Origin of the sequence: Niallia circulans NBRC 13626, from assembly GCF_001591585.1 — a bacterium.
Taxonomy (GTDB): domain Bacteria; phylum Bacillota; class Bacilli; order Bacillales; family Cytobacillaceae; genus Niallia; species Niallia circulans.
Genome location: NZ_BCVE01000004.1, coordinates 166,886 through 180,761 on the forward strand (window position 1 = coordinate 166,886; position 13,876 = coordinate 180,761).

The 13,876-nt window shown below is 34.7% G+C and carries 14 protein-coding genes; 3 read left to right on the forward strand and 11 right to left on the reverse strand.

Annotated features, from left to right (window positions below; translation table 11 throughout):
* Positions 1-9: 9 nt before the first annotated feature.
* Both BCI01S_RS06790 and BCI01S_RS06795 read right to left on the reverse strand, forming a co-directional pair.
* A complete protein-coding gene (locus BCI01S_RS06790) occupies positions 10-1,008 on the reverse strand; it encodes a Gfo/Idh/MocA family protein (protein WP_047943111.1) in 999 nt (332 codons plus the stop codon).
* A 1-nt stretch (position 1,009) separates the two neighbouring features.
* A complete protein-coding gene (locus tag BCI01S_RS06795) occupies positions 1,010-2,026 on the reverse strand; it encodes a Gfo/Idh/MocA family oxidoreductase (protein ID WP_047943110.1) in 1,017 nt (338 codons plus the stop codon).
* Positions 2,027-2,192: 166 nt separating this feature from the next.
* Between BCI01S_RS06795 and BCI01S_RS06800 the strand changes: the two genes are divergently transcribed.
* Positions 2,193-3,047 (forward strand): MurR/RpiR family transcriptional regulator, encoded by an 855-nt coding sequence (locus tag BCI01S_RS06800; protein WP_047943109.1) that lies wholly within the window; start codon positions 2,193-2,195, stop codon positions 3,045-3,047.
* Between the two features lie 202 nt (positions 3,048-3,249).
* On the opposite strand, the gene BCI01S_RS06805 is transcribed toward BCI01S_RS06800, so the two are convergent.
* From BCI01S_RS06805 to BCI01S_RS06820, 5 genes are all read right to left on the reverse strand, one after another.
* A complete protein-coding gene (locus BCI01S_RS06805) occupies positions 3,250-4,011 on the reverse strand; it encodes a class I SAM-dependent methyltransferase (RefSeq protein ID WP_047943108.1) in 762 nt (253 codons plus the stop codon).
* 189 nt (positions 4,012-4,200) lie between these two features.
* Positions 4,201-4,329 (reverse strand): hypothetical protein, encoded by a 129-nt coding sequence (locus BCI01S_RS26165; RefSeq protein WP_268874800.1) that lies wholly within the window; start codon positions 4,327-4,329, stop codon positions 4,201-4,203.
* A 92-nt stretch (positions 4,330-4,421) separates the two neighbouring features.
* Positions 4,422-5,516, reverse strand: coding sequence for an ABC transporter permease (locus BCI01S_RS06810; protein WP_047943107.1), 1,095 nt, complete (start codon positions 5,514-5,516; stop codon positions 4,422-4,424).
* The gene (locus BCI01S_RS06815; RefSeq protein WP_047943106.1) at positions 5,513-6,769 is read right to left on the reverse strand and encodes an ABC transporter permease; all 1,257 of its coding nucleotides are present in this window, start codon (positions 6,767-6,769) and stop codon (positions 5,513-5,515) included. The genes BCI01S_RS06810 and BCI01S_RS06815 overlap by 4 nt, the downstream gene beginning before the upstream one ends.
* 11 nt (positions 6,770-6,780) lie before the next feature.
* Positions 6,781-7,713, reverse strand: a complete 933-nt coding sequence (locus BCI01S_RS06820) for an ABC transporter ATP-binding protein (RefSeq protein WP_047943105.1) — start codon at positions 7,711-7,713, stop codon at positions 6,781-6,783.
* Positions 7,714-7,911: 198 nt separating this feature from the next.
* On the opposite strand from BCI01S_RS06820, the gene BCI01S_RS06825 reads away from it, so the two are divergent.
* Positions 7,912-9,240, forward strand: coding sequence for a hemolysin family protein (locus tag BCI01S_RS06825; protein ID WP_061797483.1), 1,329 nt, complete (start codon positions 7,912-7,914; stop codon positions 9,238-9,240).
* Between the two features lie 395 nt (positions 9,241-9,635).
* A complete protein-coding gene (locus BCI01S_RS06830; RefSeq protein ID WP_047943103.1) occupies positions 9,636-10,475 on the forward strand; it encodes a YitT family protein in 840 nt (279 codons plus the stop codon).
* 148 nt (positions 10,476-10,623) lie between these two features.
* Here the strand turns inward: BCI01S_RS06830 and BCI01S_RS06835 are convergent, their stop codons facing one another.
* From BCI01S_RS06835 to BCI01S_RS06850, 4 genes are all read right to left on the reverse strand, one after another.
* Entirely contained in the window at positions 10,624-11,268 is a 645-nt protein-coding gene (locus BCI01S_RS06835; protein ID WP_047943102.1) for a response regulator transcription factor, read from the reverse strand.
* Positions 11,228-12,472, reverse strand: coding sequence for a sensor histidine kinase (locus BCI01S_RS06840; protein ID WP_061797485.1), 1,245 nt, complete (start codon positions 12,470-12,472; stop codon positions 11,228-11,230). The genes BCI01S_RS06835 and BCI01S_RS06840 overlap by 41 nt, the downstream gene beginning before the upstream one ends.
* Positions 12,456-12,794 carry a DUF1516 family protein gene (locus BCI01S_RS06845; RefSeq protein WP_047943101.1) on the reverse strand — a complete coding sequence of 113 codons (339 nt, stop codon included), beginning with the start codon at positions 12,792-12,794 and terminating at the stop codon, positions 12,456-12,458. Before BCI01S_RS06845 ends, BCI01S_RS06840 begins: the two co-directional genes overlap by 17 nt.
* Before the next feature lie 65 nt (positions 12,795-12,859).
* Positions 12,860-13,765, reverse strand: coding sequence for a fumarylacetoacetate hydrolase family protein (locus tag BCI01S_RS06850; RefSeq protein WP_061797488.1), 906 nt, complete (start codon positions 13,763-13,765; stop codon positions 12,860-12,862).
* Positions 13,766-13,876: the final 111 nt, after the last annotated feature.

Sequence of the window (13,876 nt, forward strand, 5' to 3'; positions counted from 1 at the left end):
CTTTCAAACCTATTCATTTAGCCATTTATCGGCAGCAAAAACAATTCCTGCCCTTTTTCTCGCTATTGTAAGAATCTCCATCACTTGAAGACTATGTTCTAGTCTTTTTAGCATTTCACTTTTGTTTTTCTCGCGTATTATTTTTTCAAATGCCACGAACTCTTCATACATTCGATGATTATGCTCATTTTTATTTATCTTCTCTTCTACATTACTAGCATTGCTGATAAATAATGAATCTATACTGTTAACAGGTCCATCAACTGTCAAGAAGCCATTATCGCCTTGAATAGTCGCAAATGATGCTCCCCAGCTATCTTTTGAACCTATACATATCGCTTTAAAGCGCTCATACTCTAAAATCAAGACTCCAGAAGTATCAATCCCTCGTGACAAATTGGGATAATACTGCACCTCCATTGGTTTTCCGAATAACCCAACAACGAAATGAATATTATAACTATTAATATCCATCAAGGCGCCACCCGACATCTCTGGATTAAAAGCTGGTAAAATGTTCCCCTCCTTAAAAGCATCATAACGTGAGGAGTACTGAGAATAATTTGCTTCTACCACCTTGATATCTCCTAGCTTAGGCAGCAATTCTTTTATTTTTAAAAAATTCCCTCTGTATTGATTAGTAATTGCTTCTATTAAATAAAGATCATTCTTTTGGGCAATCCTTTCTAATTCCTTCAATTCATTCAAATTAGAGGTAAAAGGCTTCTCACAAATTACATGTTTTCTGGCTTCTAAAGCTAGTTTTGTATAGGAATAATGAAGATGATTAGGCAATGCTATGTAAACGACATCTATATCGGTATCTGCAAGCATCTCTTTATAATCCACATATATTTTGTTTATAGGATATTCCTTTTGTAAGTCTAACAAAAATTCTTTTTTATTGGGTCTTCCAAAAATCGCCACCAAGTCAATTTGTGGTATAGATTTAAGCATAGGTAATAAATCTTGAACAATCTTTCCTGCTCCCACTATTCCAAGTTTCATTTTATTTACATCCCTTCATTCCCTCTTCTAAAATTGCCAATTGTAATAGCGTTTCCTCATCTTTTATTATTTTTTCTTCCCCATAGATGATTGTATTATACATTCCATCATACACTCGCCCATAATCCCCTGCCTCTGACACAACTTTTTCTTCATGGTAATTTCCATTCTCATCTATATAAGTTAGGGTGCCATAATGTTCTGGTTGGTCTACCCCAAAACCCTCTCCATCAGGCATATAGAAAAGTTTTAAATGTTCCTCTTGTCTATCTTTCGAATGTTTAATGAAGCTTCCCTTCTTACCGTAAACAACAAAGCTTGGTCTTTCTTTTAGTCGGAAGTAACTTGACTTAATCGAAACCTTTAACTGATTATAATAAAAGTCTAAATCAAAATAGTCATTCATTCGTCCTTGACCTAATAATTGTCGTACATCATAATGAACATGCTGCGGTTTTCCAAAATAAGATATGACCTGGTCGATCGTATGGGTACCATGTCCGTACATAAAGCTGCGATAATTATTATAAACCTGGACTGTTTCTGGCACTTCTGGTCGATAATAGTCATAATTCAATTCTACTTCTAATAAATCTCCTAATTTACCACTCTCTATCACCTTTTTTGTTGTCAGAAAATCTGAATCATAACGGCGGTTTTGATAGCATTGAACAACAAGTCCTTTTTCTTTTGCATACAGAAATATTTCTTCGGCTTCTTCTACCGACATCATAAATGGCTTTTCCACTAGCACATGTTTATTATGATCTAAAGCTAACTTAGCAAATAAATAATGAGAGTCATGAGATGTTGTTACTACGATTAATTGAATCTCTTGATCCTTGAGTATCTCATTTAAATCCGTAGTATAATGAATATGTTTATGTTTCTTCCATGTATCATGGGCTGGATTTCTACGATAAATTGTTTTCACCTTAATATGGTCTCTTTGTAAAGTAAAAGGAAGATGATACCTATTTGTACTTTTGCCATTTCCTATGTATCCAATTGTCAGCATAAAAGACACTCCTTTTTTCCTTAATGGGACCATTATAGGATGGAATAACAGAGAATTCCATGTAAAGCTTTAGCCTGAACGGATTTAGGATAAAATGTTCAAGCTTCCATCTGAAATTAAGCTGATTTAATGAACAAAATGTTCAATTTTAAAGGAGTGAGCCGATTTGTTGCTAAAACAAATTGCAAATAGAACGGATTATACAACAGCAGAAAAAAATATTGCAAAATATATTTTGGAAAATGCTAACTTAATAGAGAGAATGACAATCCAAGAGTTAGCACAAAAAACATTTACTTCCCATACTTCTATCATTCGCTTTACACAAAAGTTAGGAATGAAGGGTTTTAAAGATTTTAAAATTATGCTTGTTAAATCTATTGAGCAAAAAAACCATGTTTTATCTGAAATTAATCCCAATATCCCATTTGAAGATGATGCTTCTCTTATGAAAATCAGCCAGGATATGATGTATTTAACTCAACAGGCCATCAAAGAAAGCTATGAGCTCTTAAAGGAAGAATCCCTTTTTAAAATGACTAAGTATCTATACAATGCAAACCGTATCTTTATGTATGCTGTAGGAGATTCGCAAATTCGGGCCGAAAGTTTTCAAAATAAACTTTTGAAGATAAATAAATATGCCATAATCGCAACGGCCCGTAATGAATTTGCCAATAACACTGTTAACATTGATATAAATGACTGCGCCTTTTTTATTACTTATGAAGCTAAATCAAATGAGGACTTCATTGCTGCTCGTATATTAAAAGAAAGAAAGGTGCCGATTTTATTGCTAACCGCCTTTCCTGAAAGTAAATTAGCCAAAATGGCAGATGTTGTTTTAACCATACCAGCTTTAGAAAAGAAAGAAACATACAAAATCGCTACCTTTGCATCACAAGTATCCATTGATTATGTGCTTAATGTCTTATTTTCCAGCTTGTATCAAATAAATTACTCACAGAACAGAGAGCATCAAAGAAAAAGTACGGAATTAATAGATCGCTTTTCTTTTTAAAATATAAGAAAATCCCTTAGTCTAAATATAGTTAAACTAGAGGATTTAAAACAGCACTAGCTGCTAAGTCTTTCTTGCACAGCTGGCATCCACTGGCCAAACAATCTTCTATTTTTCGATGAATTTTTCTTTTTTTGAAAAAAACTAAAAAACTCAGCTAAACCTTTAAGGTAATAACTGAGTTTCTTTTGTGACTTCTACATTATTGCTTTCTCACCTTTAGATAAAAACGAGATTGGCTGGCATCAAAAAAGCCAGTTTTCCCGATGTGCTGATACAAACGATAGAGTTCATTCTGGTACTTTTCTACGCTAAAATCAGGAACTTGCCAAGGAATCGCCTTTAAATAATAAATAAGTGCGCCCAAGTCATAGAAACGCTGGATAGGAAACTCCTCTTGGTACTCTAGAACCTCCCATTCAGTGAGAGAAAACTGGTTAAGAGCAGCTGAAAGTTTCCACTCTTTAAATTCAGGATTGAGCGGAACTCCAAACCAGTCATTTATTTCCTTGCAATCTAAACCTCCAACTTGCTGGGTAAGAAAAATACCCTTTGGCTTTAAGATTCTTTTCACTTCTTTTACAGAGTAAGATTCATGTCTGTTAATGATTAAATCAAAATGATTGTCGGGAAATGGCAATTCATTATCATCAACCACTTCCATCACTCTCACTCCTAATGGCTCAAGCTTCTTTTTGGCAATCGATACGTTCGGCTTGTACCCTTCCGTCGCATAAATGATACTTGGAAAATAGCCTTTCAATAAGGAGAGAAACTCTCCTCCCCCAGTTCCCATATCCAATACAGCTGTGGTTTCCTGCATTGCAGAAATTACTTTGCTCCCGTAAGACCAAGAAATCATGCTGTTTTGGATTCTGCCTGTATCATAAATGCTAGAAAAGTCCCATCCTGAAAATTTCTCGTTTATTTCCTCTAAATACCTATGAAAATTAATATCTGTCACTTTTTATTCCTCCCTATTTTTTATTTTTCAATAAAGAATAGAGGGAGGTCCTCTACAATAATGGTTTTATATTTCATGTTCCAGTGATCTCATACTCTTTCTCCCTTATTAGTTCTTTCAAGCTCTTTGAAACTAAGTACCTGCCACTCCAAGACAGATACTTATCCAACATATTTATGTGTGTATACCCTACATATCTCTAATGGTGTCATTTGTTAACCGAACAAGATTACCACTCGGCTCAAAAATAATAGAAATGAAAAATGTCAAAGGAAGAACAACAACATCTAAATAGCCTTTCACTATTTTTCGGATCAATTGTTCCAGATCCCTCTTCCTAAACTTGGAAATCTATACTCTTAATTATACACTATTTTTTATTTTTTCAAAATATTACACCTTATATTTTCTTATACATGTCTTTTTTCTATAAGCTGAATGCCAATACCTAGCATAATTGTTCCCATCAAACAAAGAATCCCTGCCGGAACCATAATATCATTCCAAGAAGCACTGTCGATAACACCTTTTTTTAATAGTTCCATTCCATAAGTAATAGGAACAACTTTGGATAACAAAATCATTATTTTCGATGTAACAATTTCAATTGGCCAATAGGCTCCGCCAAGCATCGCAAAGCTTACAGATACCAACGGAATAAAGGCATTAAACTGGCTTGGTGTTTTCACAAGACCTGTTAGGAGAATAGTCAATGCCACAATAGCGTATAAATATGGAATGATTAGAACAAACACCAAATGAAAATTCCCATTAAAATCAATATTTAATCCATACCTGAAAAGAAGGAAAATCATTATTATTTGGATATAACCTATCGAAAAACTAAATAATAAATTCCCTAAATATATTTGTGCTTTTGAAGTAGAGGATAAAATAAATCGATCCCATATTCCACCTTGTTTATCTCTTAGAATTTCAATAACCGTAAAGGAAACGGTATAAATACAGAAGAATAAAGTAAACCCAAAGAGCGACTGGAGTGATTGATTATAGCTTGCTTCTTTATCCGTTAATGTTTGTTCTGTTTCTACAGGTATAATTGGTGTCTCGTTATTATGTGCAAGCACCCTTTGAGCTTCTTCTTTATCCGCTGCTCCATTGATCAGCGCTTGTTCCTTAAGCATATTCGCATAATAGGTTTGAAGATAATTTTGAACCATTAATACATTGGACGTATCAGCTACTCGAAAAATAGTATAAGTGTCTGGATTTATCGACACTCCTATATCTGTTTTTCCCTTTGCTAACTGTTCTTTTACTTCTTTTTCTGTATAAATAACAAACGAATAACTTTCACTTTGATTTAAAGCTTCTAGAATATCAGTTGTTTTCTCCGATTGTTCTGTATAAACTGGCACTTCTACTTTTGTGAAAGAAGACATCCCAACTAAATAAGCAAAAACGATACAAATGAAGGAGGTTACAATAAATCCACCTGGCTGTCTAATAAATTTCTTACATTTCCCCCATAGAATTGCATTCATTGGCGAACCCCTCCTCTTGTTTTCAAGGTAATCACACTAATCAACAGCAAAGTAATAGAAAATAGGAGGATTGCTTTAAGATGGCTCCATAAATCTGCCAATGAATAGCCTTGATATGCTTTTAAATAAGCAGTAAGGGCTGCACCTCCAGGAGAATATTCGCCTAATGTTTCCATAAATCCACCGATCGCACTTACATCAAAAAAGCTGCCGCCAATAAACGCAAGAATAGGTACGATTAAGGAAGACATAATACTCTCCACATTTCGTGACTTAGCAGCAAAAGAAATAGAAGTTGCTATAGTAGCAAACGCTGCAGCCATTAGATTTACCGTTAAGATAACAACTAATTGGTTTATCATACTAGAAAAGACGACTCCATAAATCATTGCTATTAAGCTGAATAAAATGGTCTGCTGTAAAAAAGATAGAATAAAGGCTACAGTAAAAACACCTGCAAAAAACACAAACTTTGGAACATTTGCCAGTAAGATACGTTCATACAAAAGCTCTTCTTTTTGCTGATAAGCAAAGCCTGCTACCGTTGTAGATATATAGAATACAAACATCACAGACATGCCGACTCCATAATAAGCAAAAGCGCTGATTTCCTTTTTCTTTTCGATATTTTTGATTTGTCCATTTACCTTTTCACTAACTAATGTCGAATAATCGATTTGAAGATCTTGGGCTGTCTTTAGATACGTCCACTCTTTTTGATAATTCGTCATAATATCCTCGATAATAGTTGCCTGAAGGGACTCTTGGTTTTTTGTCTTTATTATCCACGATGGAAGTTCGGTTTCTTCCTCTAAAAAATTTGTATAAAATTCAGAAGTAAATCCTTCTGGAATATATACTACACCGTCAAAATCCTTTTCCTTTACTATGGTCCGGTCACTATATTCCGTAACGGAAAGGAATTTCTTTAAATCAGGATTTTCCCCGACTGCTTTCATAAATGTAGCTATCGGCTGCAGAGCCTGAATATGCGCTATTTTTGCTTTTTTCTCTTGATCGCTTAGAGGAGACTGGTTTATTTTTTCTATTATTTCTTGTTGGGCTTGCTGTTCTTGATCCTCTACCACCATAGCTAGCTTCGCTTTTACTTCTATTTCGCTATCATTATCCAAAGCCCCTAACGCGCTGCCAAGTATCGTGATAAGCACAAACGGCATTAACAACAAGACAACCAGCTCTCGCGGTCTTCTCCAAATCAGTAATAATTCTTTTTTTATCATTTGCCAAAGCATCTGGAATCCTCCTAATCTCTTAATTGACGGCCAGTTAAATGCAAGAACACATCTTCTAAAGTAGGCGCCTCAATATTTACAGAGAGTACATTTGTCTTCTGTTCTTCGGCAATCCGCAATATATCTTTTAACAAATTCACTCCTCTTGGTACGATAACCGTAATCACCGATTGTTGAATCGAGATATTCTTAATGCTTTCAAGATGACGGAGTGCTTCTGTAAATTCATGTTTGACGATTTCCACCTTAATGTTAATGGCTGTTTCTGCCGATAAAATATTTTTAATATCCTCCTTCGTTCCAGATGCAATGATTTCACCATGGTCCATAATATAAATCCGATTACAAAGAAACTCTACTTCTTCCATATAATGACTTGTATAAAGGACGGTCATTTGCTTTTCTTCATTTAGTCTTTTCACTGTTTCTAAAATATAATTTCTGGATTGTGGATCAATTCCAACAGTTGGTTCATCCATAATAATTATTTCCGGTTCATGTATTAAAGCGACACCAATATTTAATCTCCGTTTCATTCCGCCTGAGAAGGTTTTGACCAAATCCTTTTCCCGTTCTTTTAAACCAATAATTTCAAGAACTTCATCTACTCTCTTCTGTAAAATTTTTTTAGGAATCCGATGCATTTTACCAAAAAAGAGTAAGTTTTCTCGTGCAGATAAATCCATATAAACAGCGAGTTCTTGTGGTACTACTCCAAGAACTTTCCGTAAAGCCTGCGGTGTTTTTAAAATACTTTCATTATTTAAACGTACGTCTCCCTCTTGAGGAGAAACCAAAGAAGATATCATAGATATTGTTGTAGATTTACCTGCACCATTCGGTCCTAGTAAGCCTACAATTTCTCCACGTTCTAAATATAAATTGACAGAATTCACAACTTGCTTCCCTTTAAAAGATTTAGATAAATTTATTATTTCTAACAAGGTCATCATCCTTTCTATATACAGCATAATGAAAAGACTCTTCCATTCCTATACCTAAAGGTCATTTTTTTCCAAAAATAAAATGACTATAGTCATATCTTTTTATGCTAATTCAATAGCTGCTGCTTATTTAAGCATACTTTCATTTAAAAAGGGTAAAACAAATAAAAGATAATCATCGGAAAGGAGCTGTACTAATTGGGCATTCTAGTCTTGGTCATCCTTATTGCTTTAAACGCTTTCTTTGCAGCTGCAGAAATTGCGCTCATTTCCTTAAATGACAATAAAATTAAACATATGGCTGACACTGGCCACAAGAAGGCTAAAATAGTGCATAAATTGCTGTCAGAGCCGAGTAAATTTCTGGCGACAATCCAAATTGGGATTACTCTAGCAGGATTTCTAGCCAGCGCTTTTGCTGCGGACAGCTTTTCTGGTCACTTAACAGAGTTATTTTTAAGTATGGGTATTCCTCTCTCCAAAGGATTGCTTGACTCTATCTCCGTCATTATTATTACGCTGCTGTTATCTTATTTCACGCTTGTATTTGGTGAATTAGTTCCTAAACGAGTTGCTTTGAAGAAAGCAGAAGGAATTGCGATGTTCGCCGCAAGTCCGCTAACAATGCTTTCTAAAATAACAGCGCCATTTGTCGCTTTCTTAACCTTCTCCACTAACCTGGTTGCACGGCTTTTCGGCGTTCGTCCAGATGATGAAGATGAGGAAGTAACAGAAGAAGATATAAAAATGATGATTGATGTAGGAAATGAAAGAGGAAGTATTGATGAAGATGAGCGAATGATGATACATAATATTTTCGAATTTGATAATAAAGATGTCACAGATATTATGACCCATCGATCTAATATGGTAGCTATTCCTTCCCATTATACTCTAAATGAGATAGCTGCTCTTGTGAATCGTGAAATGTATACTCGCTATCCTGTATATGAGGGAAATATGGATAATATTATCGGTATCCTACATTCTAAAGATCTATTAGCCTATATGGGTAAAGAAGATACCTCCTTTCAACTAAGTAGGATTATTCGCGAACCATACTTTGTACTAGAATCAAAAAGAATTGATGAATTATTTATCCAGATGCAAAAAAATAATGTCCTTTTCGCAATTGTCGTTGATGAATACGGCGGAACAGACGGTATTGTGACAATGGAGGATTTGGTGGAAGAAATCGTCGGCAATATTTTTGATGAATACGATGAACCAAAACCTCCTGAAATTAAGATTATCGGGGAACATACCTATTTATTGCAAGGGACTATCAGTCTAGATGATGTGCAAGAGTTATTGAAAATTACCTTGCCGATTGAAATTTATGATACATTGAGTGGTTTTCTCATCAGCAGGATTGGCTATATTCCTAATGAGAATGAAAAACCAACCATCCTCTTTAAAAATTTCGAATTTCAAGTCGAAGAAATTGTGGACCGCAGAATCAGTCAAGTGAAGGTTACAAAAATAATCGAAGAGCAGTCCCCATCAAATACTTCTTTAGAAACATAAGTGTTTTCCAAGGAACAGACTTAAACTTATGTTTTGGCTGGGACATAAGTTTCCCAGCCAAAAATATAAATGGATGTGATTATCCCCACACACTAAAATACACTACTCTTTCCATTAGACTGGATGAAAGCCCCTGTCTTTCGCCTGCTCGATTTCATTTTATTATCCATTTCATGGTGTCACATTTTTGTTCTTAAATCTATCATTTATACCGATTACAGTGTCATTTACATTCCCCTCTTCATATGTTCCGCAGCTATCCTGCTGAACCAACATTTATCCGAGTGAGTAACCAAGTCATATTACTTTAAAACTTTTCCTATGAATTTGCGTTTTCCTTTATTATACTGGTAATAGTTTGCATTAAGTTTCTGTTATTATTGGAGGTTTTTTTCATGAAAAAATACGGAAAGGATATCCTAGTGATTATTTTTGGAGCCTTCCTTTTTGCATTGGCTGTCAATTTATTTGTTATTCCTAATGATTTGGGAGAAGGAGGAGTAACCGGTTTAGCCATTATAGCTTATTACTTATTTCAATGGTCTCCAGGTATAGTCAACTTTGCTTTAAACACCATTTTGCTTATAATCGGTTATAAATTTTTAAATAAACAAATGATTATTTATACCATTATTGCTGTTTTTTTCAACTCGTTATTTTTACATCTAACAGAGACATGGTCAATCCATTCTGACGAATTATTTGTTAATGTTATTTTCGGCGGCGTATTTGCCGGAGTTGGAATTGGATTAATTATAAGAGTAGGCGGTACAACAGCTGGCTCGACTATTCTAGCAAGACTAACCAATAAATATCTCGGCTGGAGTATAAGTTACGGCTTATTATTTTTTGATCTTCTTGTTGTTTTTGCCTCCTTCTTCCTAATAAAGGCAGAAGGTGTGATGCTGACAATTATTATGCTCTATGTTGGAACAAAGGTGATGGAATTTGTCATAGAAGGCGTTAATCCGAAGAAGGCAGTGACGATTATTTCCAATTACCCTGCAGAAATTGCGGATCAAGTAAACGAACAATTAAATCGTGGCGTAACTGTTCTATCAGGTCATGGCTATTATACAAAAGAGAACAAGGAAATACTCTATATTATTATTAATAAACAAGAAGTTGTGAAACTAAAGAAAATCGTGAAACAAACAGATGAGGATGCTTTTATTACCATTCATGATGTGAGAGACGTCTTCGGCGAGGGCTTTATTCACCTTTCTAAAGCGTAGTGAGGCATTTTCACCCGAACCATTATACAGAGCTGCTAATAAAGCTCTTATATAATCGTTCGGGTTTTATTTCAAAAAAAAGAAGGTTAGTGGAAAGCAGCCGCAGATGACTCTACTTCGCTTTCCTATTACTTAGCTGGCAATGAAATCAAATATAATCATTCCGCACCGCATAAATAGCTAATTGTGTTCGATCTCTTAATTCTAATTTTGCTAGAATTTGAGTGATATGATTTTTAATCGTTCCAACAGATAATAATAACTCACGGGAAATTTCTTTATTTGTTTTCCCTTGGCCTATTTTTTTGAGAATTTCTATTTCTCGTGTTGTTAACACAACTGTCTGATTCAGTTCTTTCTCAGGCAGGTTCTCTTTTTTTAACAGCTTTGGCATTAATTTTGCGGCAACTTGATCATGTATCGACATGCCGCCCGCCAAACAACTTTTGATACTATTTACTAAAGTAGTATTATCTGTTGTTTTTAGCAGAAAACCATTCGCCCCTTCTTGAAATACCTTTATTGCATAATCTTCATCATTAAAAGTAGTGAGGATAAGTATTTTTATATGTGGAAATTGCTGACGAATTTTTTTCGTCGCTTCCATCCCATCCATAATTGGCATACGAATATCCATTAAAACAATGTCTACAATTGTTTTTTCTAATAAAAACAACACTTCTTTTCCATTTTCCGCTTCAGCAACGACCTTGATGTCTTCTTCTTGTTCAATAATCATCTTTAAACCATTTCTAACAATTGCTTGATCCTCCGCAATTAACACGCGAATCATCTTCATTCCTCCCAACAGGAATATTTCCTTGCAGGATAAATTCTCCATTCGATTGAAGAATCTCTAATTTTCCATGTCTTTCTTCTATTCTTTTTTTCATATTCTCTAAACCAAAACCAAAATGAAAAGGATGCTTATGTATATAGGGATTTCTGATTTCAAATGTCAAATGCCCAATTGGGGAAACACCTAGTGTAATATGCACAGCTTTCGAACTTCCATACTTCATCGCATTTGTGATACCTTCCTGTACAGATCGATAGAGGACAGCACTTTGTTTATTACTAAGGTTTGCTTGTAGTACCCCTTGCTTGGTTGTAAAATGGACGTGAATATTGTTTTCACTTTCCAATTTTTTTATCAGCGTAATAATAGAAGCAATTCCTCTTGGCTCGTCTACTTGTAAAAGACGTACCGCTTTTCTTGTTTCTTCTAAGCTGTCAGCTGCCATATTTTTCAAAGTTAAATATTGATCCTTTTTCTCCTTAATCCAAAATTGTTCGATTTGCATCATTAATGCAGTCAATTTATGACCAACGGAATCATGCATCTGTCTAGCAATTAGATTTCTCTCCTCCACTCTTGCTGCATGCTCATTATAGTAAGATTGTCTTTTCTGTATCCGATAATCATTTAGTAAAGATTCATATGTATTTCTTATTTGGCGATAATCCCCCTCCAGCTCATTTACATGAATAAGTAAATAGGAAATTAACAGAAGAAAACTTATCCAAACCAAAGCTAAATAGGGAAACATTATAATAACTATTGCAGCATTGATTAAAAGAAACAAGCTAATGACAATACGAAACAAATTAGTTGATATATAAGTACTCATTACTATCATAAAATACAAAAGCATTAGTAATAGATAGCTATATAACTCTCTTCCTACTGTAAAGAGGACTATTTCAAGCATAACAATGATAGTAAGAAACGGTATGCTTTTTCTTTTAAATACAGGCACGAGAAAATAGAATCCTATAATAATAGAAAACAGAAATAAGTGCATAGCAAAATGCCAAGCATCAATGTTATATGCTTGATATAAAGTGCCCAAACATAAAAAAACCAGAACCACTATTTTTATCGAAAAGTCCTTCATTGTTTCTCCCTTTTCTCCTTGATCTTCTTTATAAAAAAGCTTGTAAAAGATACCTCTTCTACAAGCCTCTTGATCGTTTCTATTAAATGCTGTATCCAATCGCTAACACAAGCGCAAAAGAAACTACCAATAAAATCCACAGCGTTTTTGTATTTTCGGATTTTTTCGTGCGAATAAGTACCATTTCAAGCATACCGATAACCCAAATGCCTACAAGCATCTTAATTGTATGCATGAAATCCATCCCTGTTTTGGCAATTAAGCCAATTCCAGAACCAATAATCAGAATATACACTACCCGTAACACCATATGTACGATTTTACTTCCCTTTTCTTTTCCTGCTTTATGTAAACCGAATGACAAGGCAAATAGAATTAGCCCAATAATCCATGTCAGTACATGAGCATCTGTTGAACTCATATAGATCCCCTCCTTTTCTCCATTATTTTACCATAGATTACTTTAATCCCTCTATTTTCGACTTATTATTCCTCAGCTGCTACTTGATTTATTAAGGTACCAATTCCTTCCACCGATATTTCAATGCTATCCCCTGCCTTTAAGAAGCGTGGTGGGTTAAAACCTTTCCCAACTCCTGCAGGTGTTCCTGTGGCAATAATATCTCCAGGCTCTAACGTCATCCCTTTAGACAATACACTTATTACTTCTTCGATTGGAAAAATAAAATGCTTTGTATTGGATTGTTGTCTTATTTCTCCATTTACTTTAGTAGTAATATTTAATTCATTCGGGTTGGGAATACTATCCTTTGTTACAATCCATGGTCCAATTGGCGCCGTCGTGTCTAAACTTTTTCCTATAAAAAATTGTTTGTGTTTCTTCTGTAGATCTCTAGCGGTGATATCATTTAAGATGGTATAGCCAAATATATAATCCAATGCCTTCTCTTTCTTAATTCCTTTTCCTTTTTTTCCAATAATAACAGCTAGTTCGCCTTCATAATCAAGCTGCTCTGTTACTTGTTTATGTTCCATAATATTCTCCATATGGCCAATAACCGTGGTGGGAGCTTTCGTAAAAATCATCACATGCTCAGGAATGTCCGCTTTACTTCCCATTTCTATTGCGTGTTCTTCGTAATTTTTGCCAACACAAAAGATATTTTTTCGCGGTCTAGGAATCGGTGCTAGAAACTTCACTTTTTCCATTGGTATATAAAGATTTGTGCTATCATAATGCTCTTCTGCCCAATGCATTAAACTTTCTACCTTGTTCATGAATCCTTCTTGTTCTATACATTTAATAAGATCTTCTGGATACGGTCTTCTTCCCGTATGCTTTTCCTCTGCATCATTTAAAGGTAAAACTCTCTTTTCCCCTACTACTCCAATAAAAACTTTATTCTTCCACGCAACCGTTGCAAGCTTCATAGATTAATCCCCCTATAATATCATTATATACATTAGAACATTTAAGAAAATTATAAACTTTCTCAAAAATTTTTCCAAATAAAATTCCCCCCCTCCATTCTTAGCGTTTCT

Coding starts and splice junctions, on each gene's coding strand:
- BCI01S_RS06790 (WP_047943111.1), bottom strand. CDS start 1,008: ATGAAACTTGGAATAGTGGGAGCAGGAAAGATTGTTCAAGATTTATTA.
- BCI01S_RS06850 (WP_061797488.1), bottom strand. CDS start 13,765: ATGAAGCTTGCAACGGTTGCGTGGAAGAATAAAGTTTTTATTGGAGTA.
- BCI01S_RS06835 (WP_047943102.1), bottom strand. CDS start 11,268: ATGATTCGCGTGTTAATTGCGGAGGATCAAGCAATTGTTAGAAATGGT.
- BCI01S_RS06815 (WP_047943106.1), bottom strand. CDS start 6,769: ATGCTTTGGCAAATGATAAAAAAAGAATTATTACTGATTTGGAGAAGA.
- BCI01S_RS06810 (WP_047943107.1), bottom strand. CDS start 5,516: ATGAATGCAATTCTATGGGGGAAATGTAAGAAATTTATTAGACAGCCA.
- BCI01S_RS06795 (WP_047943110.1), bottom strand. CDS start 2,026: ATGCTGACAATTGGATACATAGGAAATGGCAAAAGTACAAATAGGTAT.
- BCI01S_RS06830 (WP_047943103.1), top strand. CDS start 9,636: ATGAAAAAATACGGAAAGGATATCCTAGTGATTATTTTTGGAGCCTTC.
- BCI01S_RS06845 (WP_047943101.1), bottom strand. CDS start 12,794: ATGAGTTCAACAGATGCTCATGTACTGACATGGATTATTGGGCTAATT.